The following is a 24,551-nucleotide window of genomic DNA, read 5'->3' as shown; positions in this document are numbered from 1 at the left end:
TACCGGTGTGTCACGGAAGGGCTCCAGACGGCGGCCGTCCCAGGGCTGACGCTACCCCCGGCGTACGGCCGCCGCCACGTGGTCTCGCCCGGTCGATAGGGTCATGGGCATGCCCATGCAGACGCGGACGCGCACGCTCAGGTTCACGGCCGTACTGACCCTCGTGGTCCTCAGCCTCACCGGCTTCTCCACCGGCCGGCACCACAGCCGCCACGGCGGCTCCGGCGGAGGGGGCGGGTGCAGCAGCCCCCACCAGGACCACGACAGTTACGACAGCAGCAGCGGCGGCGGCACGAGTACGAGCGGCGGCACGAGTACGGTCGGCGGCACGAGTACGGTCGGCGGCACCTACCGTCGCCACCCCACGCACCGCGCCACCTCCACGCCGTCCGGCCGGGGCACGTCTTCGGCGGACGGGACGGCGAAACTGATCAGCTGCGCATCCGCCGCGAAGCCCTATGCGACGGTGCAGGTGACGAACCCCAACAGCCGCACGGCCACCTTCGAGGTCCAGGTCAGCTACATGGCCGACAGCTCCACCGGATTCAGCACGCGGTACGCGAAGGTCTCGGTGCCGGCCAAGGGCGAGAAGAGCGTCAAGGTCCCGTTCGACAAGGCCAACCTCGACCTGCTCGACCACTGCGAGACAAACCCGCGGGCCCGGCTCCAGGACTAGCGCAGCCGGAACTCCCGCCGCCTCCCGGCGAAGAGCTCCGCCTGCCGCTCGGCCGGCAGGTTCCCGAGCGCGATGAGATGCGGTGCCTGCGCGAACCCCTGCGCGAGCGCCGCCTCCCTGGCCGCCCACAACGCCCGCACGGTCCCCTGCACCCCCTCCGGCGGATAGCCGGCGATGACGGCGGCGCAGCGCACGGCGGCCGCCAACGCCCCGCCGGGCTCGGTCACTTCGGAGACCAGCCCGATCTCATGGGCCCGCCGGGCGGAGATCCGCTCGGCGGTGCCCATGAGCGTCATCCGGGCCGCTTCCCCGTACGGCATCCGCGCGGCCATCAGCATGGACTCGTAGGCGCTGACCATGCCGTAGGCCGTGTGCGGATCGAAGAACTCGGCGGACGCATCGGCGACGACGAACTCGCTCTCGCCCAGCAGATAGAAGGCACCCCCGCAGGCCATGCCCCGCACGGCGGCGACGACGGGCTTCCACAGATCGTTCGCCTTCGGCCCGATCCGCAGCAGCGGATCGTCCTGCGTGTACGGCGAGGAGGGCTGCGGCACGACGACGCCCCGGTCGATCCCGGTGCAGAACGCCCGCTCCCCGCTCCCGGTGAGCACGACGGCCCGCACCGAGTCGTCGAACCGCAACGCCCGCCACACTCCGGTCAGTTCGTGGACCATCTCCAGATCGACGGCGTTGAGCCGGTGCGGCCGGTCGAGGGTGACGACGGCGACCCCGCTGTCCTTGTCGGCCTCCACCCGCACAGTGCTCATGCGAGCACCCACTGCGGGAGCCCGCCGTCGCCGAAGACCACCTGGACCCGCGCGCCGATCCTCAGGTGCCGGGGATCGAGGGAGTCGAGCCGGGCCCCGGCCCGGCTGACCAGATTCCCCACCAGCCGGATCCGCGGGTGGTCCTCCAGCTCCACCACGACGACGTTGTACGGCGCCTGCTCGGCGTAGTCGGGCAGCAGCGGCGGGTGCGGCACGACGTACGACCAGATCCGTCCGCGTCCGCTGGTGAGCCGCCACTCGTTCGAGAAGGACTGGCAGTGCGGGCAGCAGGGGCGGGGCGGGAAGCGGGGTTCGTGGCAGTCGCCGCAGGCCTGGACGCGCAGTTCACCGCGGGCCGCGTACTCCCAGAAGGGGGCGCCGTCGGTGTCGGTGACGGGAGTCAGCATGCCGGATCAGCTCCTCAGCAGCAGAGCGGAGGTCGGGACGCCTTCCCCCGCGGTGACCAGGCAGGTGGCGGCCCCCGGAACCTGCGCGGTACTGGTTCCGCGCAGCTGCTTCACCCCTTCGGTGACGAGGTTGAAGCCGTGGACGTAGGCCTCGGAGAGCCCGCCCCCGCCGGTGTTCAGGGGCAGCCGCCCCCCGATCTCCAAGGCGCCCTGTTCGGTGAACGCGCCCCCCTCCCCCCGCCCGCAGAAGCCGTACCCCTCCAGGGAGAGCGGGACGAGGGCGGTGAACGCGTCATAGATCTGCGCCACGTCGACATCCTCCGGGGTGAAGTCGGCGTGCTTCCACAGCTGCCGGGCCGTGGTCCAGGCGGGGCCGGTGAGGGGGTCGTCGTTCCAGTAGTTGACCATGCCGTGGTGCTGGGCGGGCAGACCCTGGGCGGCGGAGTGGACGTACACGGGCTTCCTGGCGCAGTCCCGGGCGCGTTCCCTGGACACGAGGACGCACGCGAGGGCCCCGTCGGTCTCCAGACAGTTGTCGAAGAGGCACAGGGGCTCACTGATCCACCGGGAGGTCATGTACATCTCGCGGGTCAGCGGCCGGTCGTACATCACGGCGGCCGGATTCTGGTTGGCCCGGTTCCGGCAGGCGAGGGCGACGTTGAAGAGGTGATCGCGGGTGGCGCCGTACTCGTGCAGGTAGCGGCGGGTGAGCATGGCGATTTCGTCCGCCGGACGGAGGAGGCCGAAGGGGCGGGTCCACTGGGCCGGAGTGGGCAGCTGGACGGTGGTGTCGGTCCAGGGCCGGGGCCCGCTGCCGCGCTTGCGCGACCGCCAGGCGACCCCCACCGAGGCCTGCCCGGCGGCGATGGCGGCGGCGAGATGCGCGACGGTGGCACAGGAGCCGCCCCCTCCGTACCCCACCTTGCTGAAGAAGGTCAGGTCGCCGAACCCCACGGCCTTCGCCAGCTCCACCTCGTCGGTCTCCTCCATGGTGTAGGAGGCGAGCCCGTCGACCTCGCCGGGCGCTATCCCCGCGTCGTCGAGCGCGGCGAGCACCGCCCGGCAGGCGAGCGTCTTCTCGTCCTCCGCGAGGTGCTTGGCGAACGCGGTCTGCCCGATCCCGACGATGGCGGTGGCGTCCTTGATCCCGGTTCCTGCCATGGCGTCCCCCTCACAGCGTCCTGACAGCCCGTCAGATTACAGCTAATCTGACGGTTAGTCAGCTACTGGGTGCAGGGGGCCGGTGATGAGCGACTGGGGTGACCGGGATGACCGGGATAACAGGGGTGGCCGGGGCCATTGGGGGCCGTGGGGTCCCTGGGACACCATCCCTGAGCTGGTCCGGTGGTCGGCGGAGCGGTACGCGGACACGGAGGCGGTGGTCGAGGGCCGTGCCAGGATCACGTACGCGGAACTGGGCGCCCGGGTGGAGCGCGCGGCGGCGGCCTGCCTGGCCAGCGGGACACGGCGGGGCGACCGGGTGGCGGTCTGGGCCCCCAACTCCCTGGACTGGATCGTGTCGGCCCTCGGCGCGGTGACGGCGGGCGCGGCCCTGGTCCCGCTGAACACCCGCTTCAAGGGCACGGAGGCGGCGGACGTACTGCGTCGCAGCGGCGCCCGGCTGCTCTTCGTGACGGGCACGTTCCTGGGCACGTCGTACGTGGCGAGCCTGCGCAGGGCGGCGGGGGAGGGGCAACCGGAGGCGCCGGCCGGAGGGGGTGGCCGGGGCGGCCCGCTGCCCGGCCTGCCGGAACTGGAACAGGTGGTGGTCCTGTCGGAGGACGCGCCGCCGGACTTCCGTACCTGGAAGGACTTCCTGGCGGGAGGCGAGGGGATGTCGGCGGCTGAAGTGCTGGCCCGCTCAGGGCAGTTGGACGGTGGCGATGTCTCGGACATCATCTACACGTCGGGTACGACGGGCCGCCCGAAAGGCGCGGTGATCACGCACACCCAGACCCTCCGGGCGTACGAGATCTGGGCGGACCTGGCAGGCCTGCGCGCGACGGACCGCTACCTGATCATCAACCCCTTCTTCCACACCTTCGGCTACAAGGCCGGGGTGATCGCCTGCCTGATGCGCGGGGCGACGATGATCCCGCAGCCGGTGTTCAACGTGGAGACGGCACTGGCGAACATTGCGGCGGAGCGGGTGTCGGTGCTGCCCGGCCCGCCGACTCTCCACCAGTCCCTGCTGGACCACCCGTCCCGCAACGCCCACGACCTGTCGGCGCTGCGGCTGGTGGTGACGGGAGCGGCGGTGGTGCCGCTCCGGCTGGTGGAACGCCTGCGAGGCGAGCTGGGTGTCGACACGGTGCTCACGGCGTACGGCCTCTCGGAGGCGAGCGGCATCGTCACGATGTGCCGGCGCGGCGACGACCCGTCGGTGATCGCGTCCACCTCCGGCCGGGCGATCCCCGGCACGGAGGTGCGGTTGGTCGACGCTTCCGGCACTCCGGTGCCCACCGGCACCCCGGGCGAGGTGCTGGTCCGCGGCTTCAACGTCATGCGGGGTTACTACGAGGACGCGGCGGCGACGGCCGAGGCGGTCTCCCCGGACGGCTGGCTGGGCACGGGCGACGTGGGCGTCCTGGACGAGCTGGGCAACCTGCGCATCACGGACCGCATCAAGGACATGTTCATCGTCGGTGGCTTCAACGCCTACCCGGCGGAGATAGAGCAGCTGCTGGGCCTCCATCCGGACGTGCGCGAGGTGGCCGTCATCGGCGTACCGGACCCGCGGCTGGGCGAGGTGGCCAAGGCCTACGTCGTCCGCCGCCCCGGCTCCCCCCTCACCGCCGACGACCTGATCGCCTGGTCCCGCCGCGAGATGGCGAACTACAAGGTGCCGAGGCTGGTCGAGTTCGTGCAGGAGCTGCCGAGGAACGCGAGCGGCAAGGTGGTGAAGGGGGATTTGCGGCGGAGGGAGTGAGAGCCGGCCTGACCGGACTGGCCCCTGCCCCGCCCCCCTCTTTCGTTACGCAAGGGGAGCAATGGGCAGATCTGTTCCGCCCTCTCTGGGCCGACAACTCGGCTCCAGACGCACGTCGGCCGCGACGGCTCCCCCTCGGCGCCGTCGCGGCCGGTCCCCCGTGCGAGAAGGTCAGGACTTGGTCGGCTTGAAGGGCTCCGACGTGGCGTGCAGGTCCTTGGTCTCGATGGGCTCCTCGGTTGCGTGCAGGTCCTGGGGCGTCGCGGGCGCATCCGTGGCGTGCAGGTCCGCGGGCGACACCGTGGCGTCCTTCGTGCCGGTGGCGTGCAGGTCCTGCGGCTTGACCTCGTCGCTCATGTGCGTCAACTCTCCTTGAGAAGGTGCAAGTAGGTGGATCGGCAGGACCCGTCCGGTCACTCCCCCGAGTCCGGCCGGACGGGTCCTTCCGGGCCGCTCACCCTAGTTCGTCAGTGCGAGGGCCTCTCCGGTGACCCGCCTGCCCCCCGACACGGCGGATCGACTGCTTCGAGGATGCCGTGAGGCGATAAACGAATGATGAACGGCCCCGCCCGGGCTCAGGCCGCCCGGACCGGCGGCAGCAGCGCGCGCACGTCCGCGGCCTCGGGCGAGCCCAACTCGTCGTAGATGTGCACTGCTTCCTGCCAGCAGACCCGCGCTCGGCCGTGCTGCCCGATACCCGCGAGTGCCCGGCCCAGAACGGTCAGGACGTTACCTCGCCGCCACTCCCCGCCGATGCCGCGCAACACGGTCAGTGCCATCTCGGCGTTGGCTGCGGCCTGAGCGGCCCGCCCGGCGGTGAGGTCGACCTCGGCCAGGCGGAACAGGCTCATGCCCTCCCACAGGCGCTGCCGGCTGTCACGGAACACGTCCAGGGCTTCCTGCAGCCGGTTGGCCGCGCACACCAGCTCGCCGCTCTGGGTGAGCGCCAGCCCCAGTGCATAGCGGGCGTTGGCGCCGCGCATGGAGTTCCCCATGGCGTCGTATATGTCGATGCCCTGCTGTGCGAGCGCGACCGCGCTGGCCGTCCGGCCGGTGGCGAGGTGGATGCGGGAGAGGTTGCACAGGGCGCTGGCCTCGCCAGGGCGGTCACCCAGCACGCGGAAGTGTTCGATGGCCTGGGAGAGGTGTTCCTCGCCGTCCTCGTGGCGGCTCTGGTAGAGCGCGATGATTCCTCGGGCATTTCGGGTCCAGCAGACGGGCAGCAGGTCCTCGGTCTCCTGCGCGAGGGCTGTCGCACGCTCTGCCTCCTGGTCGGCGAGCTCGAACCGACCGCTCACGTGGTGCACGTTCACGAGGGTCGTCAGGGCCCTGGCCTCCGCTCGCGCAAGTCCCATCGACCGTGCGGAGTCCAGCAGCGCGTTCGCAGTGGCCTCGTACTCCTTGGAGTTGGCGCCCGATTCCGACAGATCGTGGGCGGACCACAACAGGTCGATGGATCTGACGAGGGTGTGGCTGCTGCCCGTGTTCTGGCGCACGCAGGCCAGCAGGCAGATCGCCTCCGCATACAGCCAGTCCTGAGCGCGGTGCCGGTCCTCGAAGCTCAACCCCGGATACTCGGTCGGCTCCAAGTGATCGACCAGCCGATCGCCAGGCCGTTCGATGGCGTACACCTGAGCCGCCGTAGCCAGATAGAAGTCAAGCAACCGCGACATCGCGGCCTCCCGCTCGCCCGGCGGCTGCTCGTCCCTCTCCGCGCACGCACGCGCGTAGAGCCGGACCAGGTCGTGGAAGCGGTAGCGGCCGGGGGCGGCGGACTCCAGCAGGGACGTGTCCACCAGGGACTCCAGGACGTCCTCCGTCTCCTCCACCGGGAGGTCGAGGACCGCCGCCGCGGCGGACAGGGAGATGTCGGGGCCGTCGGCCAGGCCCAGCAGGCGGAAGGCTCGGGCCTGCGCAGGCTCCAGCTGGCCGTAGCCCAGTTCGAAGGTGGCCTTGACCGCCAGGTCGCCGGCCTGCAGTTCGTCCAGGCGGCGCCGCTCGTCCGCGAGCTTGGCCGCCAGCACCGAGACCGTCCAGGTGCGGCGGGCTGCCAGGCGGGACGCCGCGATGCGGATCGCCAGGGGGAGGAAGCCGCAGGCCGCCACCACGTCCAGGGCCGCTTCACGCTCCGCCGCCACCCGCTCCTCGCCCACTATCCGCGTGAAGAGGGACAGCGCCTCGTCGGGAGACATCACGTCCAGGTCGACCAGGTGTGCGCCGGCCAGGTCGACCATGCGGACGCGGGACGTCACCAGGGCCGCGCAGCCCTCGGTGCCGGGCAGGAGGGGGCGGATCTGGGCCGCGTCCTTCGCGTTGTCCAGCAGGACCAGGACCCTGCGGCCGTCCAGGACGGAGCGGTAGAGGGCGGCGCGTTCCTCCAGGCTGTCCGGGATCGCCGAGTCCGACGTGCCCAAGGCGCGCAGGAAGGAGCCCAGTACCGTTTCCGGTTCCGCGGGGCGGGGGCCCGCGCCCTGGAGGTCCACGTAGAGCTGGCCGTCCGGGAAGGTCCCCCGCGCCCGGTGGGCCACATGCACCGCCAGGGTCGTCTTGCCGACGCCGCCGATGCCGGCCAGTGCCGAGACCGCCATCACCCGGCTCGTCGTCCCCGATGCCTCCGACGCCGACGACAGCACCTCGCTCAGTTCGTCGACGAAGGCCGCGCGGCCGGTGAAGTCGGGGACGGAAGCGGGGAGCTGGGCGGGGCGGACGGGGACCACCGCGGCTTCCGCGGCGGGGGCCGACGGCTCCGCCAGGGCCGGGTCCGCCTGGAGGATGCGTTGCTGCAGCTCGCGCAGGCCGGGGCGGGGGTCCACGCCCAGTTCCTCGGTCAGCAGGCGGCGGGTGTCGGCGTACACCGCCAGGGCCTCCGCCTGCCGGCCGCTGCGGTACAGGGCCAGCATCAGGAGCTCGCGGAGGCGTTCCCGGAGGGGGTGTGCCGCCGTGAGGGCTGTCAGTTCCGAGACCGCCTCCGCGTGGCAGCCCTGCTCCAGGTCCATGTCCAGGCGGGATTCCAGCAGGCCCAGGCGCCATTCCTCCAGGCGGACCCGCTGGGTCTCGGCGTACGGGCCGGGGACACCCGCGAGTACCTCGCCGTCCCACATACCGAGGGCCCGGTTCAGCAGGTCGCGGGCCCGGCACAGGTCGCCGGCGGCCCGGGACTTCTCCGCCTCCGCCGCCAGGTCCTGCGCGACCGCCAGGTCCACGGCGCCCTCGCCCAGCGAACGCACCGCGTAGCCGCCGGACTCGCTGACCAGCACACCGGGGGGCAGGATCTTGCGCAGCCTGGAGGCGTACGTGCGCAGCGCCGCCAGCGCCTGCGAGGGGGGCTCGGTGCCCCACACCGCGTCGATCAGCTCCGGTGCCGTCGCCGTACGGCCCTCGCGCAGCAGCAGGGCGGCCAGCAGGGCGCGCTGCTGGGGGGAGCCCGTGCTGAGCTGTTCCTCGCCGCGCCAGGCCCGCACCGGACCGAGCACGCCGAACCGCAGCGCCTCCTGCTCCGTGACGGTCACGGAGCCGGGACGCCGCTGTTCAGGCACTCGCGGCCCACCATCCATGCGCTCGTCCCCCTCGACATCTCGAACAACCCCGTCAGTTTGCCTTGTTCGGGGCGGTTCCGTCAGCCGGGGGAGGCGTCGATCGCGAGGTGGTGCGACTCGGTCCACAAAGCCCTCACAGCTCCGTCCACAAAGCCCTCACACCCTCTTCGCAGCCCCGGGGGTTCGAACGCGGGAGCTGACGGAGCGTCAGATCGGCGCTACCTTGAGGCCATGGAGACCACACAGTTCCCGCTGATCATCTCCGTCGACGACCACACCGTGGAGCCCGCCGGTGTGTGGCAGGACCGGTTGCCGAGGAAGTACCGGGACGCCGGACCCCGGATCGTGCGCGCCCCGCTGAAGGAGATGACCTTCCTCGGGGGGCGGTTCAAGCCCGTCATGGGTGAGCCCGGCAGCAGCGAGGGGCCCCTCGGCGACTGGTGGGTCTACGAGGGCCTGCGGCGGCCCCTCACCCGCCTCGACACCGCCGTCGGGTGCGACCGGGACCAGGTCAGGCTGGAGGTCATCACGTACGAGCAGATGCGGGCCGGGTCGTACGACGTGCCCGCCCGGCTCGCCGACATGGACGTCAATCATGTGCAGTCCGCCCTGTGCTTCCCCACCTTTCCCCGCTTCTGCGGGCAGACCTTCACGGAGGCGGAGGACAAGGACCTCGCGCTGCTCTGCGTCCGCGCCTACAACGACTGGATGGTGGAGGAGTGGTGCGGGCCCGACGCGCACGGCCGGCTCATACCGCTCACCCTCATTCCCCTCTGGGACGCCGCCCTGGCCGCCCAGGAGGTCCGGCGGAACGCGGCGCGAGGCGTGCGGGCCGTCGCGTTCTCCGAGATACCCCCGCATCTCGGTCTGCCGTCCGTCCACACCGACGACTGGGACCCGTTCCTCACGGCCTGCGACGAGACCGGCACGGTCGTCGCCATGCACATCGGCTCCAGCAGCCGTATGCCCTCCACCTCGGCCGACGCCCCGCCCGCCGTCGGTTCCACCATCACCTTCGCCAACTGCTGCTTCTCGATGGTCGACTGGTTGATGAGCGGCAAGTTCGAGCGCTTCCCGAACCTCAGGGTCATGTACGCCGAGGGGCAGATCGGATGGATTCCGTACATCCTTGAGCGCGCGGACGTGGTGTGGGAGGAGAACCGGGGGTGGGGCGGGGTCGCCGGCAAGGTCACCCGGCCGCCGTCCGAACTGTTCGCCGGGCACGTCTACGGCTGCTTCTTCGACGACGCCTTCGGGCTCAGGAACCTGGACGCCATCGGCACGGGCAACGTGCTGTACGAGACCGACTACCCCCACTCCGACTCGACCTGGCCCAAGTCCCGTGAGGTCGGCGAGGCGCAGATGGGGCATCTGCCGGCGGACGTGGTCGAGCGGATCGTACGGGGGAACGCCATCGAGCTGCTGGGGCTCACACCGGAAGGCCTGTGGCGGTGAGCGCCCTGGCGTACGGCATCCAGCTGCCCGTCCAGTCGCAGAGCACCCTGTACGCGGAAGGCTGGGAGGCCGCCGCCGGGCCGGAGGACCTGGTGGCCGTCGCGCGGGCCGTGGAGCCGGCCGGGTTCGCCTACCTCGCCTGCTGCGACCATGTGGCCGTCCCGCGCCGGCTCGCCCCGGCCATGAGCACGGTCTGGTACGACCCCGTCGCCACCCTCGCCCACCTCGCCGCCGTGACCGAGCGCGTCCGGCTGCTCAGCCATGTGGCCGTCGTGGGGCTGCGGCACCCGCTGCTCACCGCCAAGCAGTACGCCACCCTCGATCACCTCTCCGGCGGCCGGCTGGTCCTCGGGGTGGGGGCCGGGCATGTGCGGGAGGAGTTCGAGGCGCTCGGGGTGGAGTTCGAGCGGCGGGGGGCCGTGCTGGACGAGGTGATCGACGCGCTGCGGGCCGCCCTGGGGGCGGAGGAGTTCCCCGAGCATCACGGGAAGCTCTACGACTTCGCCGGGCTCGGCCAGCGGCCCCGGCCCGCGCAGCCGTACGTCCCCCTCTGGGTCGGCGGATCCTCGCCCGCCGCCGTGCGCCGGGCCGCGCTCAAGGGCGACGGCTGGCTGCCCCAGGGCGATCCACGGGAGCGGCTGCCCGCGCAGATCGCCCGGCTGCGGCAGCTGCGGGAGGAGGCGGGTGCAAAGGGGCCGTTCACCGTCGGCGCGATCACCGAGCCGCTGTATGTCGGGCGGCCCGGCTGGGAGGTCGGGCGGCGGACCCTCGCCGGGACGCCGGAGGAGATCGCCGAGTCGCTGCGGGCGTACCGGGCGATGGGCGTGGACCAGATCCAGGTGCGGTTCCGCAGCCGGAGCCGTGCCGAACTCATCGAGCAGATCGGGCTGTTCGGGGCGGAGGTCGCACCCCGGCTGCAGTGAGGAGGGCACCATGGGCAAGCTGGACGGGCGGGTCGTCATCGTCACCGGGGCGGCACGCGGACAGGGCGAGCAGGAGGCGCGGCTCTTCCGGGCGGAGGGCGCGCGGGTGGTCGTCGCCGATGTGCTGGACGAGCAGGGGAAGGCCCTGGCCGAGGAGATAGGCGCGTTGTACGTCCATCTCGACGTGGGCGACGAGGAGGGGTGGCGGGAGGCCGTCGGGGTCGTCAAAGAGGCGTACGGGCGGATCGACGGGCTGGTGAACAACGCGGGCATCCTGCGGTTCAACGCCCTCGTGGACACCCCGCTGGACGAGTTCATGCAGGTCGTGCAGGTCAACCAGGTCGGCTGTTTCCTGGGGATGAAGGCGGTGGCGCCGGAGATGGCCGACGGGGGCACGATCGTGAACACCGCGTCGTACACGGCCCTGACCGGTATGGCGGCCGTCGGGACGTACGCCGCCACCAAGCATGCCGTGCTGGGGCTGACCCGGGTGGCCGCGCTGGAGCTGGCGGCCCGGAGGATCCGGGTCAACGCCATCTGTCCGGGCGCCATCGACACCCCGATGTCCAACCCGGCCCGGCTGGACCCGGACGCCGACCCGGAGGAGATGAGCCGGGCGCTGGACGAGCTGTACCGCAGGCTCGTGCCGCTCGGCCGGGTCGGGCAGCCGGAGGAGGTGGCCCGGCTGGCGCTCTTCCTCGCCTCGGAGGACTCGTCGTACATCACCGGGCAGCCGTTCGTGATCGACGGGGGATGGCTGGCGGGAGTCTCGATTATCTGACTGACTGTCAGCTATTGACGGTCCCCGCACTCGGTGCGACAGTCGGCCGACGGAACGCATCTGACGGAGCGTCAGAAAACTGGGGAAGGTGAACCGCCTTGGAATTCGGGCTCTTTGTACAGGGATACGTGGGCAAGCGCGCCGAGACCGACCCGCTGGCCGAGCACAAGGCGCTGATGGAGGAGACCGAGTACGTCATCCAGGCGGACAAGTCCGGCTTCAAGTACGCCTGGGCCTCCGAGCACCACTTCCTGGAGGAGTACTCGCACCTGTCGGCCAACGACGTGTTCCTGGGCTACCTGGCGCACGCGACCGAGCGGATCCATCTGGGATCGGGGATCTTCAACCCCCTGGCCCAGGTCAACCACCCCGTGAAGGTCGCCGAGAAGGTCGCCATGCTGGACCACCTCAGCGAGGGGCGCTTCGAGTTCGGCAGCGGGCGGGGCGCCGGCTCGCACGAGATCCTCGGGTTCATACCGGGTGTGACCGACATGAACTACACCAAGGAGATCTGGGAGGAGACCATCGCCGAGTTCCCGAAGATGTGGCTCCAGGACGAGTACGCCGGCTTCCAGGGCAAGCACTGGCAGCTGCCGCCGCGCAAGGTCCTGCCGAAGCCGTACGGGAAGTCCCACCCGGCGATGTGGTACGCGGCCGGATCGCCGCCGTCGTACGCCATGGCCGCGAAGAAGGGGCTCGGCGTGCTCGGCTTCAGCATCCAGAAGGTCTCCGACATGGAGTGGGTGCTGGAGCAGTACAAGACGGCGATCGTCAACGCTGAGCCCGTCGGGGACTTCGTGAACGACAACGTGATGGTGACGACCACCGCGATCTGTGCGCCCACTCACGCCGAGGCGATCGACATCGCCGTGCACGGGGGGCTGCACTATCTGCCCTCGCTGGTGTTCCGGTACCACGACACCTTCCCCCGGCCCGAGGGCTTCCCCGTGTGGCCGGAGACGCTGCCCGCGTACACGCCGGAGTTCGTGGAACTGCTCGTGGAGGAGGAGCTGCTCATCTGCGGCGACCCCGACGAGGTACTGCGGCAGTGCAAGCGGTGGGAGCAGGCGGGAGCCGACCAGCTGAGCTTCGGGCTGCCGGTGGGGGTGCCGAAGGAGGAGACGCTGCAGACGATCCGGCTGATCGGGGAGCATGTGATTCCCAGGATCGACACGGATCCCGTGCACCGGACGACTCGGTTCCGTCAGGCCGTCTGAGGGGGTTCCGCGCATGTTGGACCACCTGATCAAGGGCGCCACCGTCGTGGACGGGACGGGCGCACCCGCCCGCACCGCCGACGTCGGCATACGGGACGGCCGTATCGCCCGCATCGGCCGGATCACCGAAGGTTCCCGCACCACCGAGGACGCCGCCGGCCTCGTCCTCACCCCCGGCTTCGTCGACCCCCACACCCACTACGACGCCCAGCTCTTCTGGGACCCGTACGCCACGCCCTCCCTCAACCACGGGGTGACGACGGTCGCCGCCGGGAACTGCGGGTTCACCCTCGCGCCGCTCCACCCGTCCCGCCCCGAGGACGCCGACTACACGCGCCGCATGATGTCCAAGGTGGAGGGGATGTCCCTGGTGGCGCTGGAGGAGGGGGCGCCCTGGAGCTGGCACTCCTTCGGGGAGTATCTGGACGCCCTGGAGGGGCGGATCGCCGTCAACGCGGGTTTCATGGTGGGGCACTGTGCCCTGCGGCGGTATGTGATGGGGCCGGATGCGGTCGGGGGACAGCCCTCCGAGGAGCAGCTCGGCGCGATGGTGGGGCTGTTGCACGCGGCCATGGACGCCGGGGCCTGGGGGCTGTCCACCACGCAGTCGTCGACCCACTCCGACGGGGACGGACAGCCCGTCGCCTCCCGGCATGCGAAGCCGGCGGAGCTGCTGGCGCTCTCCCGTGCCGTCGGTGAGCACGAGGGGACGCAGATCGAGGCGATCGTCGCCGGGTGCCTGGACCAGTTCAGCGACGACGAGATCGATCTGCTCGTGGAGATGAGCGTGGTGGCCGGGCGGCCGTTGAACTGGAACGTGCTCACCGTCGACGCGGCCGTACCGGAGCGGGTGCCACGGCAGCTCGGCGCCAGTGAGCGGGCCCGGAAGGCCGGCGGGCGGGTGGTGGCGCTCACCATGCCGATCCTCACGCCGATGAACATGTCCCTGGGCACGTTCTGCGCGCTCAATCTGATCCCGGGCTGGGGGCCGGTCCTCGGGCTGCCGGTGCCGGAGCGGATCGCCAGGCTGCGGGACCCCGCCGTCCGGGAGGAGATGCTGCGGCGGGCCCGGTCGAAGGAGGCGGGCGTCTTCCGGCGGCTGGCGAACTTCGGCCGGTACGTCATCGGGGACACCTACAGCGCGGCCAACCGCGGCCTGACCGGCCGGGTCGTCGGGGACATCGCCGAGGAGCGGGGGCTCGACCCCTTCGCCTGTCTGGTGGAGATCTGCGCGAACGACGAGCTGCGTACGGTGCTGTGGCCGATGCCCACCGACAACGACCCGGCCTCCTGGGCGCTGCGCGCCGAGACCTGGCAGCACGAGGACGTGCTGCTCGGCGGCTCGGACGCGGGGGCGCACCTGGACCGGATGTGCGGGGCGCCGTACACCACCCGGTTCCTCGGGGACTGTCTGCGCGGCCGGAGGCTGGTCGGGCTGGAGCAGGCGGTGCGGATGCTGACCGACGATCCGGCGCGGCTGTTCGGGCTGCGGGACCGGGGGCGGGTGCGGGAGGGCTGGCACGCGGATCTCGTCCTGTTCGATCCCGAGCGGATCGACGCCGGACCGGCCCGGCTGGTGCACGACCTGCCCGGTGACAGTCCCCGCCTGGACTCCGCGGCGATCGGGGTGCGGGCCGTGTGGGTCAACGGGGTCGAGGCGATCCGGGACGACGTGGTGACGGGGGCCGTACCCGGGAAGGTGCTGCGGTCGGGGACCGACACCCGGACGGTGAGGACACGGTGAGCTCGGTGAGCGACGGGCAGCGGCTGTTCGTCGGCGGGGAGTGGGTCGAACCGGACGGCGGGCACTATCCGGTGACCGACCCGGCCACCGAGGAGACGGTCGGCCGGGCGCCGGAGGCTTCACCGGAACAGGCGCGTGCGGCCTGCGCGGCGGCCCGGGAGGCGTTCGGGGCGTGGTCGCGGACCCGGCCGGAGGAGCGGGCGGCGGTGCTGGCGCGGGCGGCCGACCTCATCCGGGGGCGGACGGAGCCGTACGCCGAACTGGCCCGGGCCGAGACCGGCGCGACGACGGGCACCGCCCGCACGATGCAGGTGGGGGTGGCCGCCGCCCGGTTCCGCCGGTACGCGCGCGTGGAGCCCGCCGAGTGGGCCATCGCCCCACAGATCAACGAGGCCGGGCCGATGGGGCGGGCGGTGGTGGTGGGCGCCCTGGCGGTACGGCAGCCCGTCGGCGTCGTCAGCTGCATCACCTCCTACAACAACCCCTGGGCCAACGCGGCCGGCAAGGTCGCGCCGGCCCTGGCCATGGGCAACACGGTGGTCGTCAAGCCCGCCCCGCAGGATCCGCTGTCCGTGTACCGGATGGCCGAGGCGCTGGAGGCGGCCGGGGTGCCGCCAGGGGTCGTGAACGTCGTCTCGGGGCGGTCGGTGGCCGTGGGGGAGGCGGTGGCGGGGTCCGACGACGTCGACATGGTCAGCTTCACCGGGTCCACGGCCGTCGGCCGGCGGATCGCCGAGGTGTGCGGGCGGGACATGAAACGGCAGCTGATGGAGCTGGGCGGCAAGGGCGCGGCGCTCGTGTTCGACGACGCGGACCTCGGCTCGGCCGTCGCCGGCATCGGCACCACCTTCTCCTTCTACAGCGGGCAGATCTGCACGGCACCGACACGGGTGCTGGCCCAGCGCGGGGTGTACGAGCGGCTGGTCGAGCAACTCGCCGGATATGCGCGCCGGTTGAAGGTCGGCGATCCGCGAGAGCCGGACACGGTCGTCGGGCCGGTGATCTCGGCGGAGCACCGGGCGCGGGTCGAGTCGTACGTCGAACTCGGGCGCAAGGAGGGCGCGTCCGTGGTCACGGGCGGTGAACGGCCCCCGCTCGACCGCGGCTTCCACGTGGCGCCCACCCTGCTCGCCGAGTGCACCAACGACATGCGGGTGGCCCGGGAGGAGATCTTCGGGCCGGTCGTCGTGGTCGTCCCCTTCGACGACGAGGAGGAGGGCGTGGCCCTCGCCAACGACTCCGACTACGGCCTCATCGACTACGTCTGGTCCGGCGACGTGGCCCGCGCCTTCCGGGTGGCCCGGCAGCTGCGCGCCGGCGGCGTCGGCATCAACACCGTCGGCCGCAGCATGGAGGCCCCGTTCGGCGGCTTCAAGAAGAGCGGCGTCGGCCGCGACGTCGGCTCCTACGCCCTGCACGCGTACAGCGAGGTGCAGGCGATCGTGTGGCCGGGATAGGGGCCACCGTCCGGCAGCGCCTAGAGGTCGAACACGGCACGGAGCCCGATCTCGACCGCGTCCATGACGCGCCCGTCGGGTAGATCAGCACGCAGGTGGCGCACTTGTTCACCGTGACCGTCGGCAGCGTGTACGGCCTGCCGTTCCTTCAGTCCCGCAGGTCCACCCGCACCGTCAGCAGGTCCGTGCCGAAGGCCCGTACCGCCGCGCTGTTGAAGCGGGGCAGGGAGCGCAGGCGGGTCACCGGGTCGTCGTCGGGCAGGAGGTGCGCGGTGCCGTGGTGCCAGCGGCCGGCGATGCGGACACGCACCCTGGGGTCGGCCTGGATGTTGCGCACGTACTGCGACTTGTGGCCGAACTCGGAGACCAGCCAGAAGGACTCCCCGACGCGGCGTCCGCCGACCGGTGTCCGCCGGGGCAGGCCGGAGGTGCGGCCGGTGGTCTCCAGGAGGGTCTGGAACGGCAGCCGCCGGTTCAGCGGGTTGGCGAGGTGCCGCTGGAAGCGGGTCACGAGGAGGTGCTTGAGGTCACTGCGGTCCGCCATGTCGCTCGCTGCTCCTGTTTCCCGGGCGCGGACGGCGCCCCGCGTGGATGCTGTGTCGGCCTCGTGCGCGGCCTGTGACGCACGGAAGGCCGTACGACGTACGCGTGTTAGCCTCCCCCGCGGACATCAGCCGGCGCAAACGGGGGAGCGTGATGGGCGCGTCTTCGGACGGTTACACGGTCAGGTCCGGCATGTCCGGCCAGGCGAACGAACTGGACGGCGCCGGCGACGACGCGGGACACATACACAAGGCGATCGTCGCCGACGCGTGTTACACACAGGACGCCCTGGGCGGTGCGGAGTCGGCGGCGGCGTTCGACGCGTTCGCCGCTGCCTGGCTGGAGGACGCGGCCACGCTGGAGTCGGCACTGCACGAACTCGCGGACAAGGTGCGCCTCGCCAAGCGCGCCTACAAGGGCTCCGACCACGCCGTGGCGACGCGCGCCGCGGCCGTGTCCACCGGCGGGGCGGGCATCGGGAGCGGAATCACCACCATGCCGACGCCCGTGGGAAACGCGTACGTCACCACCATGCCGACGCCCGCCACAGGCCCGGACCCCACCACCATGCCGACGCCCGCCGGACCCGGCGCGGTCACCACGATGCCCGTGCACGCCGACCGTCCGTCGGCCCTGACCAGGTACTGAGGGCGGGCCGATGGGACTCTTCGACCTGAACCCGCTCGGCGCCCTGGAGACGCCGGCCGGCCGCCGCGCCTGGCTGGCCGGCCTGTGCACGAGCATTCCCAGGGCCGGGGACAAGAACGACCTGCTGGACCAGATCGACGACGCGCTCCTCGTCTCCGCGCCGGTCGGCGACACGGCCACGCTCGAAGCGCTCGGCAAGCGCTACCGCGACCAGATCCACAACGCCGGTGATGTGCACGACCGGGTGAACAAGGTGGCCCACAAGGGGCTGCCGGAGGTCTGGGTCGGCGACACCAGCGTCCTCGCCTCCCACGGTGTGGCCGCCGCCGCCCGCGCCGCGACCAAGATGTCCGAGGCGTTCCAGGGCGGCGCGAAGGCGCTGCACGCGCTGGCCGACGCGCTCGGCACCGCGAAGAAGCAGGACGCCGACGGCCGCGCCAAGATGCAGCAGGCCAAGCAGAAGCTCGGCCCCCCGGACAGCTTCTTCGACGTCGGCAGGATGATCGAGACCGACCAGGAGAAGGCGGAGAAGAAGGCGGCCCTGGCCGCGGGCCGGACCCTCGCCACCGACGGGGTCGAGCTGATGCACAAGGCCGCCGTCGCCGCGGACGACGCCGTGCGCGCCGCGGCCCGCGACCTGAACAAGTGGGCGGCCGAGGCGCGCGCCGGGAAGATGCACACCGGCCGGCTGTCCGCGGTGGACCGGCTGATGCTCGCCGACACCAGCGGCAAGGCCGGCGCGGCCGACTACAACGAGATCCTCACCGCGAACGACCTGGAACGTTCCGGCCGGGCCATGGACAAGCTCTCGCCGGCCGACCGGGCCCGGATGGACCGGCTCCTCGCGGGCGCGAAGACCCCGCAGGAGAAGGCGTACCTGATGAAGGCCCTCGCCGCGGGGCACGGCGTCGACGACATCCAGACGTTCGACGGCAAGATCCACGGCAAGGACCCGGCCTGGCTGCAGCGGCACCTGTCGCCGATCGTCACCGGGGCGGACAGCCTCAGGGACGAGGGCACGGACCCGATCAAGGGCGCCAACCTCAACACCGAACTGCAGGACTTCGACGGCCAGGAGTGGGCCCAGGGCGGCTACGGCCAGGAGGGTACCTGCGTCGCCTCCACCACGGTCACCGCGCGCGCCTTGGTCGACCCCGTCTACGCCCTCTCGCTCACCGGCGGCCCCGGCGGGCAGGAGGACGACCCGGATGCCTTCCGGCAGCGCCTGGTGGCCGAACAGCACCGGGTGCACGTGGAGGGCCACGGCGACGCCAACTGGGACGGCATGGACCTGCAGGGCCAGGAGGTGATCTCCAACAAGGAGATCAGCCCGGAGACCGGAAGCTCCTACGCACTGCACGAGGTGCGGGACGCGGACTCCCGCCGCACCATCCTGCCGGACATCGAGAAGGCGGTGGCGGACGGCAAGCCGGTGCCCTTCGACGCCGAGGGGTACGAAGCGGACGGCACACGGCACGGGCACTCCATGATGATCGTCGGCCAGGAGGGCGACAAGCTGGAGATCTACAACCCGTGGGGGAAGACCACCTGGGTCAGCGAGGACGACTTCGTCAACGGCGGCATGGCGAAGGCCAGCGACAACCGGCTGCCGAACGCGTACGCCGTGCACCTGCCGCAGGGCTGAGAGACCCAGGACCGAGAGACCGAGGAACGAAGACCGGCCATGACTTCACGCGCACCACTCATCGGCTCGGCCGTGCTCGCCTGCCTGCTCGCCCTCACCGGCTGCGGGAAGGGGAGCGGGTCCGGCGGCACCGTCACCCCGCGCGTGACGGCGACGCCCAGCACGCCGGCCACCACCGGCGGGGACGCCGGTGCCGTGTACGGCATCGATCACCGGGCCGTCACCGTCGAGCCGGGCAAACGGTTCTCGCTCACCGTCCCGTCGGCCGCGACCCTGGGCGAGCACTGGTACCTCGCCGGCCCCGAGCCGGACGCGGCCGTGCTGAGGTACCGGGGGGTACGGGAGTCCGGCGACGACAGCGACCTCGTCGGCAGCACCGGCGGTACCCAGTCCTTCGACTTCACCGCCCTGGCCAAGGGCAAGGCCACGGTACGGCTGCTGCACTGCCCCCTGGACACGTGCACCGGTCCCGGCCCCCACGACCGGTCCACCCTGGGCCCCGGCCCCGACGGTACGGCGTCCCCCTCCCCGTCCTCGTCCCCGTCTCCGTACCCCACCCTGACCGCCGACCCGCACGCCCACGTCGGCGCCGGCTTCTACGTCTTCACGATCACGGTCCGCTGACCCGGCGGACGACCGCAACCGAGGCCCGCATGCCCCCTTCGCCCGACTCCCGCACCGACGACGAGGTCCTGGCCGCCACCGACGTCACCATGCTGCTGCGCTACGGCCTGACCCAGGAGGCCTTCCACACGGCCCTGTTCGGGGACGGTGCCATCGCCGCCGCGGTCACCCTCGACCGGCTGGGCGTGCTGCCGCGCTCGCTGGTGTTCGTCGCCGAGATCGTCCGCTCCGCCGGCCTGGCCTACGCGGCCGATCTGCCCGAGCCGCTGCCGTCCCCGGAGCCCGCCGAGCTCCTGCGCGACTGGCTCACCGGCGCCGCGCAGACCGCGACCACCCCGGAGGCCGAAACCCGCGCCGCCCGCTGGCTGGGGGCGGTGGCCGAGATCATCGCCTTGCGCCGGGCCACCCGCGAGAAGGCGTCCCGGGGCGGGTCGTAGCGGCTGCGGGGAGGCGGCGGTCACCGGACGGTCTGTCCGGCGGGCCGGGCCTTTGCCCGGGCGTGGGCGACGCAGCGGACGCCGCGAGCACCGCGAGCACCGCGAAGGAGACGAGATGTCCCGGGAGGGGCACGCGATGCGGCGGGAGTGGGCCGAGTGGGCGGCCGAGCAGATCAGGCAGGCGTGAGGAAGACCGGGTTGGTGAAGGCGGCCAACGCCCCCGGCAGCGGCCCGAGGGCGGCCTCGTGCCGCAGCTCGGCGCGCACGTACGCCGCGCAGGCGGGCGTCGTACGCCACTCGACCGTGCCCGTGCCCGACACCGGCAGCGGATCGCTGGTGAACAGCACACCCTGGTCGGTGACGAAACGGACCGAGCAGCGCGGGGCACCGGAGACCTCCAGCCGGACCGTCACGGGGGTGTCGGCGGGCAGGGCCAGCCGCTCGCCGATGCCCGCCTGCTGCCCGCGCCCGCCCGTCACCGTGAAGGCGAGGGTCACGTTCTTCGACTCGGCCACGTACGAGCGTCCCGCGCGGATCCCTTCCTGGATCGCCTCCCGGGTCAGGTCGTCGGCGAGGACGACCGTCTGCGGCATGCCGACCGCGTCGGGGTCGCGGTGGGCGTCGCTGTTGCCCATCGCCGGGAGCCAGGGCCGCCCGTGCCGCACGGAGGCGACCAGCTGGTTGTCCCAGTCGGCCAGCGTCACCTCGTCGTCCGGGGTGTAGGGGCCGTTCCACACCTCCACGGCGTCCGCCTCGCCGAAGCCGAACTTCCAGCCGCAGCCGACGCAGGTGGCGTGCGGGTGGGCGGGGACGACCAGGCCGCCGGCGCGGCGGATCTCCCGTGCGAAGCGGGCCCAGCGGTTGTCGCGGGCCCGGTAGCGCCAGTCCACGAACGTGCCGGGACCGGTGCCGAGCGCCAGCACGTGGCCGTTGCGGGTGGTGACCTCCTCGCCGAGCATGATCAGCAGGTCGTCGCCCGCCTGGTCCGCCCAATGGGGGTGCGAGGAGTTGGTGTTGTGGTCCGAGGAGTTGATGAAGTCCAGGCCCGCCGCCCGGGCGAGGGCCGCGATCTCGGCCGGAGTGCGGCGGCCGTCGGAGTACCAGGAGTGCAGATGGCAGTCGCCCCGGTACCAGGCCCGGCCCCGCCCCTTCGCCCGGGAGGGCGGGTACACCGGCCTCGGGGTCCCGCCCGGCTCGCCGTAGGTCAGCGTGATCGTCAGCTCGTACGTCAGGCCCTGCGGCGCCACCGTGTAGGGGCCCAGCGCGACGTACCAGGTGCCCTCCCGTACCGGGCCGGGGAGGTAGCCCGGCGTCGCGTCGTCGGCGCGGACGAAGAACTCCGTGCGCGCGCCGCCCGACCAGCCCCGAAAGCCCCGGCCGCCCAGCTCGGTGCCGCGCTCGTCGAAGAGCCCGATGTCGAGTGCGTTGCCCTGGGTGCCGGCCGGGACCGAGGGCTTGTCGTAGGTGTAGGAGACCTTGATCTCCCGTACGCCGGCGGGGATTTCGACCGGCACGTAAACGAAGTCGGGGGAGCCGGGTGGCAGGGTGCCGTGCACCGTCCGGGTCTCCTCGCGCTGACCGTCCGCCGCTGCGAAGCTCACGCTTCCCAACGTAAGGGCAGCGGCCGCGCCCGTCACGAACAGCGCGCGCCTGCCGATCCCGTGAGCCTGATCGTGCGTGTCTTCACCCATGGTGGTCACTCTCCCGTCCGAGCGTGAACTCCCGTGAAAGAGGAGGCGATTGGCACCCCACAATGTGTCATGCGCGCGACGTTCAGGGCCACGGTGCGTCTCCAGGGGGCGCCGATCGTAGCGGGCGCCTGGCAAGGAAGACTCTTCTGTCATGAGGAGAATCGTCTGGCTCGTGTGGATCGCACTGCACTTCAACGAGTACGGCTACAGCCAGGGTCCGCTGCGCGGCACGGTCGGCACGGTCGTCGTACTGCTCACCGCGCTGCTGGTCGGCTACGCGCTGCACCGCCACCGGCCCGCCGCCCTGACCGCCGCCGCCCTCACCTGCGCCGCCGGCATCGGATGGCTGGCCTTCCACTGAGAGGTGTTCCCCGGCGACTCGGAGCAGGGCCGGGCGGCTGCTCTCCGGCCTGATCAACCCGAACGTATGCTCAAAGAATGACGACTTCCGCGACCCCCGGAACCGGCCCGACCGAGAACTCCATGCGTCGCGCCCTCAAACGCGCCCGGGACGGCGTCACCCTCGACGTCTCCGAGGCGGCGGTGCTGCTCCAGGCCCGCGGCGAGGACCTGACCGGCCTCGCCGCGTCCGCCGCCCGGGTGCGGGACGCGGGTCTCGAACAGGCGGGGCGTCCCGGGGTCATCACGTACTCGAAGAGCGTCTTCGTCCCCCTCACCCGGCTGTGCCGGGACAAGTGCCACTACTGCACCTTCGTCACCGTCCCCGGCAAGCTGCGCCGGGCCGGCCACGGGATGTTCATGTCCCCGGACGAGGTGCTGGACATCGCCCGCAAGGGCGCCGCCCTCGGCTGCAAGGAAGCCCTGATCACCCTGGGTGACAAGCCCGAGGACCGCTGGCCCGAGGCGCGCGAGTGGCTCGACGCGCACGGCTACGACGACACCGTCGCGTACGTCCGTGCGATCTCCATCCGCATCCTGGAGGAGACGGGGCTCCTGCCCCACCTCAACCCGGGCGTGATGACGTGGACGGACTTCCAGCGCCTGAAGCCGGTGGCTCCCTCCATGGGCATGATGCTGGAGACGACCGCGACCCGGCTCTGGTCCGAGCCCGGCGGCCCGCACCACGGCTCCCCGGACAAGGAACCGGCCGTACGGCTGCGGGTGCTGGAGGACGCCGGCCGTTCCTCCGTGCCCTTCACCTCCGGTCTCCTCATCGGCATCGGCGAGACGTACGAGGAGCGTGCCGAGTCCCTCTTCGCGCTGCGCAAGGTCTCCCGGGCCTACCACGGCATCCAGGAGCTGATCATCCAGAACTTCCGCGCCAAGCCGGACACGGCGATGCGCGGCATGCCGGACGCCGAACTGGACGACCTGGTCGCCACGGTGGCCGTGGCCCGGCACATCATGGGCCCGTCCGCCTGTCTCCAGGCCCCGCCGAACCTGGTCGACAGCGAGTACGAGCGGCTGATCGGCGCCGGCATCGACGACTGGGGCGGGGTGTCGCCCCTGACCATCGACCACGTCAACCCCGAGCGCCCCTGGCCGCAGATCGAGGAACTCACCGAACGCTCCCGGGCGGCCGGCTTCGAACTGCGCGAACGCCTCTGCGTCTACCCGGAGTTCGTGCGGCGCGGCGAACCCTGGCTGGACCCGCGGCTGCGCCCGCACGTGAGCGCGCTGGCCGACCCGGAGACGGGCCTCGCCCTCCCGGACGCGCCGGTCGAGGGCCGTCCGTGGCAGGAGCCGGAGGAGTCCTTCGTACCGGCCGGCCGTACGGACCTGCACCGCACGATCGACACCGAGGGCCGCACCGCCGACCGGCGTGACGACTTCGACGAGGTGTACGGCGACTGGGAGGCGCTGCGCGAGGCCGCCGCGCCCGGTATGGCGCCGGAGCGCATCGACACGGACGTACGGCAGGCGCTGCGCACCGCGGCCGACGACCCGACGAAGCTGACCGACGGCGAGGCCCTGGCCCTCCTCCACGCGGACGGCCCGGCGCTGGACGCGCTGTGCCGGGTGGCCGACGACGTGCGCCGGTCGGCGGTCGGCGACGACGTGACGTACATCGTCACCCGCAACATCAACTTCACCAACGTCTGCTACACGGGTTGCCGCTTCTGTGCCTTCGCGCAGCGCAGGACGGACGCGGACGCGTACACCCTCTCCCTCGAACAGGTCGCCGACCGCGCCCAGCAGGCCTGGGACGTGGGCGCGGTCGAGGTGTGCATGCAGGGCGGTATCCATCCGGATCTGCCCGGGACGGCGTACTTCGACATCGCCCGGGCGGTGAAGTCCCGCGTCCCCGGGATGCATGTGCACGCCTTCTCGCCGATGGAGGTGGTGAACGGCGCGACCCGCACCGGTATGCCCGTCCGCGAGTGGCTCACGGCGGCCAGGGAAGCCGGCCTGGACACCATCCCGGGTACGGCGGCGGAGATCCTGGACGACGAGGTCCGCTGGGTGCTGACCAAGGGCAAGCTGCCGACGGCCACCTGGACCGAGGTGATCACGACGGCGCACGAGCTGGGTATCCGCTCCTCCTCGACGATGATGTACGGCCATGTCGACCAGCCCCGGCACTGGCTCGGTCACCTGCGCACGCTGGCCCGCATCCAGCGCGAGACGGGCGGCTTCACGGAGTTCGTCACCCTCCCCTTCATCCACACGAACGCCCCGGTGTACCTGGCGGGCATCGCCAGGCCGGGTCCGACGACGCGGGACAACAGGGCGGTGACGGCGATGGCCCGCCTCCTGCTCCACCCGTGGATCCCCAACATCCAGACGAGCTGGGTCAAACTGGGCACGGAGGGTGCGGCGGAGATGCTCCGCTCCGGCGCGAACGACCTGGGCGGCACCCTCATGGAGGAAACGATCTCCCGCATGGCGGGCTCGTCGTACGGCTCGTACAAGTCCGTCCGCGAGCTGGTCGCCGTGGCCGAGGCGGCCGGCCGTCCGGCGAAGCCGCGCACCACGCTCTACGGCGAGGTGCCTCAGGAACGGCAGCGGGCGGCGGAGGCCTCCGACGGCCACCTGCCGGAACTGCTGCCCGTCCTGGACTGAGTACGATGATCCGACCCTCGACCTGACGAGGGGCCCCGTAGCGG

Annotated in this window: 21 protein-coding genes; 14 read left to right on the top strand and 7 right to left on the bottom strand. The window is 71.9% G+C overall.

Translation table 11 applies throughout. The features are described from left to right. Nucleotides 1-109 precede the first annotated feature (109 nt). Nucleotides 110-676 (top strand): hypothetical protein, encoded by a 567-nt coding sequence (locus ABZ624_RS07180; protein WP_360083509.1) that lies wholly within the window; start codon nt 110-112, stop codon nt 674-676. Here ABZ624_RS07180 and ABZ624_RS07175 read toward each other — a convergent pair. The 3 genes from ABZ624_RS07175 to ABZ624_RS07165 are packed head-to-tail and all read right to left on the bottom strand — an operon-like array spanning nt 673 to nt 3,014. Beyond that, nucleotides 673-1,446 carry an enoyl-CoA hydratase/isomerase family protein gene (locus ABZ624_RS07175; RefSeq protein ID WP_360083507.1) on the bottom strand — a complete coding sequence of 258 codons (774 nt, stop codon included), beginning with the start codon at nt 1,444-1,446 and terminating at the stop codon, nt 673-675. The genes ABZ624_RS07180 and ABZ624_RS07175 overlap by 4 nt on opposite strands. Then, a complete protein-coding gene (locus ABZ624_RS07170; RefSeq protein ID WP_360083505.1) occupies nt 1,443-1,853 on the bottom strand; it encodes an OB-fold domain-containing protein in 411 nt (136 codons plus the stop codon). Before ABZ624_RS07170 ends, ABZ624_RS07175 begins: the two co-directional genes overlap by 4 nt. 6 nt (nt 1,854-1,859) lie before the next feature. Next, a complete protein-coding gene (locus ABZ624_RS07165; protein WP_360083503.1) occupies nt 1,860-3,014 on the bottom strand; it encodes a lipid-transfer protein in 1,155 nt (384 codons plus the stop codon). An 85-nt stretch (nt 3,015-3,099) separates the two neighbouring features. Here ABZ624_RS07165 and ABZ624_RS07160 point away from each other — a divergent pair, with 85 nt between their 5' ends. Then, nucleotides 3,100-4,782: a FadD3 family acyl-CoA ligase gene (locus ABZ624_RS07160; protein ID WP_360083501.1), complete on the top strand. Its 1,683-nt coding sequence runs from the start codon at nt 3,100-3,102 to the stop codon at nt 4,780-4,782. Nucleotides 4,783-4,953: 171 nt separating this feature from the next. Here ABZ624_RS07160 and ABZ624_RS07155 read toward each other — a convergent pair whose 3' ends face one another. Both ABZ624_RS07155 and ABZ624_RS07150 read right to left on the bottom strand, forming a co-directional pair. After that, nucleotides 4,954-5,139, bottom strand: coding sequence for a hypothetical protein (locus ABZ624_RS07155; RefSeq protein WP_360083499.1), 186 nt, complete (start codon nt 5,137-5,139; stop codon nt 4,954-4,956). A 218-nt stretch (nt 5,140-5,357) separates the two neighbouring features. Beyond that, the gene (locus ABZ624_RS07150; RefSeq protein ID WP_360083497.1) at nt 5,358-8,336 is read right to left on the bottom strand and encodes a BTAD domain-containing putative transcriptional regulator; all 2,979 of its coding nucleotides are present in this window, start codon (nt 8,334-8,336) and stop codon (nt 5,358-5,360) included. Between the two features lie 213 nt (nt 8,337-8,549). On the opposite strand from ABZ624_RS07150, the gene ABZ624_RS07145 reads away from it, so the two are divergent. The 6 genes from ABZ624_RS07145 to ABZ624_RS07120 all read left to right on the top strand — a co-directional run bounded on the left by ABZ624_RS07145 (nt 8,550) and on the right by ABZ624_RS07120 (nt 15,895). Beyond that, nucleotides 8,550-9,773: an amidohydrolase family protein gene (locus ABZ624_RS07145; RefSeq protein WP_360083495.1), complete on the top strand. Its 1,224-nt coding sequence runs from the start codon at nt 8,550-8,552 to the stop codon at nt 9,771-9,773. A gap of 5 nt (nt 9,774-9,778) precedes the next feature. Beyond that, on the top strand, nt 9,779-10,696 hold the full coding sequence (locus tag ABZ624_RS07140; RefSeq protein ID WP_360084061.1) for an LLM class F420-dependent oxidoreductase: 918 nt from the start codon (nt 9,779-9,781) through the stop codon (nt 10,694-10,696). Between the two features lie 10 nt (nt 10,697-10,706). Further along, nucleotides 10,707-11,477: an SDR family oxidoreductase gene (locus ABZ624_RS07135; protein WP_360083493.1), complete on the top strand. Its 771-nt coding sequence runs from the start codon at nt 10,707-10,709 to the stop codon at nt 11,475-11,477. 98 nt (nt 11,478-11,575) lie between these two features. After that, complete coding sequence (locus tag ABZ624_RS07130; RefSeq protein ID WP_360083491.1) at nt 11,576-12,694, top strand: LLM class flavin-dependent oxidoreductase; 1,119 nt, start codon at nt 11,576-11,578, stop codon at nt 12,692-12,694. Between the two features lie 13 nt (nt 12,695-12,707). After that, nucleotides 12,708-14,438, top strand: a complete 1,731-nt coding sequence (locus tag ABZ624_RS07125; RefSeq protein ID WP_360083489.1) for a D-aminoacylase — start codon at nt 12,708-12,710, stop codon at nt 14,436-14,438. After that, nucleotides 14,435-15,895, top strand: a complete 1,461-nt coding sequence (locus ABZ624_RS07120) for an aldehyde dehydrogenase family protein (protein WP_360083487.1) — start codon at nt 14,435-14,437, stop codon at nt 15,893-15,895. The genes ABZ624_RS07125 and ABZ624_RS07120 overlap by 4 nt, the downstream gene beginning before the upstream one ends. A 148-nt stretch (nt 15,896-16,043) precedes the next feature. On the opposite strand, the gene ABZ624_RS07115 is transcribed toward ABZ624_RS07120, so the two are convergent. Beyond that, entirely contained in the window at nt 16,044-16,439 is a 396-nt protein-coding gene (locus ABZ624_RS07115; RefSeq protein WP_360083485.1) for a nitroreductase/quinone reductase family protein, read from the bottom strand. A gap of 152 nt (nt 16,440-16,591) precedes the next feature. Between ABZ624_RS07115 and ABZ624_RS07110 the strand changes: the two genes are divergently transcribed. From ABZ624_RS07110 to ABZ624_RS07095, 4 genes are read left to right on the top strand one after another with little or no spacing between them, the layout of a single operon-like run. Continuing rightward, nucleotides 16,592-17,086: a hypothetical protein gene (locus tag ABZ624_RS07110; RefSeq protein WP_360083483.1), complete on the top strand. Its 495-nt coding sequence runs from the start codon at nt 16,592-16,594 to the stop codon at nt 17,084-17,086. A 10-nt stretch (nt 17,087-17,096) separates the two neighbouring features. Further along, a complete protein-coding gene (locus ABZ624_RS07105) occupies nt 17,097-18,731 on the top strand; it encodes a peptidoglycan-binding protein (RefSeq protein ID WP_360083481.1) in 1,635 nt (544 codons plus the stop codon). Nucleotides 18,732-18,770: 39 nt separating this feature from the next. After that, complete coding sequence (locus tag ABZ624_RS07100) at nt 18,771-19,355, top strand: protease inhibitor I42 family protein (RefSeq protein ID WP_360083479.1); 585 nt, start codon at nt 18,771-18,773, stop codon at nt 19,353-19,355. 29 nt (nt 19,356-19,384) lie between these two features. Continuing rightward, entirely contained in the window at nt 19,385-19,792 is a 408-nt protein-coding gene (locus tag ABZ624_RS07095) for a hypothetical protein (RefSeq protein ID WP_360083477.1), read from the top strand. Between the two features lie 173 nt (nt 19,793-19,965). On the opposite strand, the gene ABZ624_RS07090 is transcribed toward ABZ624_RS07095, so the two are convergent. Further along, nucleotides 19,966-21,483 carry a CehA/McbA family metallohydrolase gene (locus tag ABZ624_RS07090; protein WP_360083475.1) on the bottom strand — a complete coding sequence of 506 codons (1,518 nt, stop codon included), beginning with the start codon at nt 21,481-21,483 and terminating at the stop codon, nt 19,966-19,968. Nucleotides 21,484-21,634: 151 nt separating this feature from the next. Here ABZ624_RS07090 and ABZ624_RS07085 point away from each other — a divergent pair, with 151 nt between their 5' ends. Both ABZ624_RS07085 and ABZ624_RS07080 read left to right on the top strand, forming a co-directional pair. Further along, nucleotides 21,635-21,844, top strand: coding sequence for a hypothetical protein (locus ABZ624_RS07085; protein ID WP_360083473.1), 210 nt, complete (start codon nt 21,635-21,637; stop codon nt 21,842-21,844). Between the two features lie 77 nt (nt 21,845-21,921). Further along, complete coding sequence (locus tag ABZ624_RS07080) at nt 21,922-24,507, top strand: bifunctional FO biosynthesis protein CofGH (RefSeq protein WP_360083471.1); 2,586 nt, start codon at nt 21,922-21,924, stop codon at nt 24,505-24,507. Nucleotides 24,508-24,551: the final 44 nt, after the last annotated feature.

Origin of the sequence: Streptomyces sp. NPDC007205, assembly GCF_040634095.1 — a bacterium.
Taxonomy (GTDB): Bacteria; Actinomycetota; Actinomycetes; order Streptomycetales; family Streptomycetaceae; genus Streptomyces.
This window is presented reverse-complemented; position numbering and strand designations above follow the sequence as displayed.

Excerpts from the sequence above, each read along its gene's own strand:
- ABZ624_RS07135 (WP_360083493.1), top strand. The coding sequence starts at position 10,707 with ATGGGCAAGCTGGACGGGCGGGTCGTCATCGTCACCGGGGCGGCACGC.
- ABZ624_RS07100 (WP_360083479.1), top strand. The coding sequence starts at position 18,771 with ATGACTTCACGCGCACCACTCATCGGCTCGGCCGTGCTCGCCTGCCTG.
- ABZ624_RS07085 (WP_360083473.1), top strand. The coding sequence starts at position 21,635 with ATGAGGAGAATCGTCTGGCTCGTGTGGATCGCACTGCACTTCAACGAG.
- ABZ624_RS07150 (WP_360083497.1), bottom strand. The coding sequence starts at position 8,336 with ATGGATGGTGGGCCGCGAGTGCCTGAACAGCGGCGTCCCGGCTCCGTG.
- ABZ624_RS07125 (WP_360083489.1), top strand. The coding sequence starts at position 12,708 with ATGTTGGACCACCTGATCAAGGGCGCCACCGTCGTGGACGGGACGGGC.
- ABZ624_RS07145 (WP_360083495.1), top strand. The coding sequence starts at position 8,550 with ATGGAGACCACACAGTTCCCGCTGATCATCTCCGTCGACGACCACACC.
- ABZ624_RS07155 (WP_360083499.1), bottom strand. The coding sequence starts at position 5,139 with ATGAGCGACGAGGTCAAGCCGCAGGACCTGCACGCCACCGGCACGAAG.
- ABZ624_RS07095 (WP_360083477.1), top strand. The coding sequence starts at position 19,385 with ATGCCCCCTTCGCCCGACTCCCGCACCGACGACGAGGTCCTGGCCGCC.
- ABZ624_RS07175 (WP_360083507.1), bottom strand. The coding sequence starts at position 1,446 with ATGAGCACTGTGCGGGTGGAGGCCGACAAGGACAGCGGGGTCGCCGTC.
- ABZ624_RS07170 (WP_360083505.1), bottom strand. The coding sequence starts at position 1,853 with ATGCTGACTCCCGTCACCGACACCGACGGCGCCCCCTTCTGGGAGTAC.
- ABZ624_RS07080 (WP_360083471.1), top strand. The coding sequence starts at position 21,922 with ATGACGACTTCCGCGACCCCCGGAACCGGCCCGACCGAGAACTCCATG.
- ABZ624_RS07110 (WP_360083483.1), top strand. The coding sequence starts at position 16,592 with ATGGGCGCGTCTTCGGACGGTTACACGGTCAGGTCCGGCATGTCCGGC.
- ABZ624_RS07115 (WP_360083485.1), bottom strand. The coding sequence starts at position 16,439 with ATGGCGGACCGCAGTGACCTCAAGCACCTCCTCGTGACCCGCTTCCAG.
- ABZ624_RS07105 (WP_360083481.1), top strand. The coding sequence starts at position 17,097 with ATGGGACTCTTCGACCTGAACCCGCTCGGCGCCCTGGAGACGCCGGCC.
- ABZ624_RS07090 (WP_360083475.1), bottom strand. The coding sequence starts at position 21,483 with ATGGGTGAAGACACGCACGATCAGGCTCACGGGATCGGCAGGCGCGCG.
- ABZ624_RS07160 (WP_360083501.1), top strand. The coding sequence starts at position 3,100 with ATGAGCGACTGGGGTGACCGGGATGACCGGGATAACAGGGGTGGCCGG.
- ABZ624_RS07165 (WP_360083503.1), bottom strand. The coding sequence starts at position 3,014 with ATGGCAGGAACCGGGATCAAGGACGCCACCGCCATCGTCGGGATCGGG.
- ABZ624_RS07180 (WP_360083509.1), top strand. The coding sequence starts at position 110 with ATGCCCATGCAGACGCGGACGCGCACGCTCAGGTTCACGGCCGTACTG.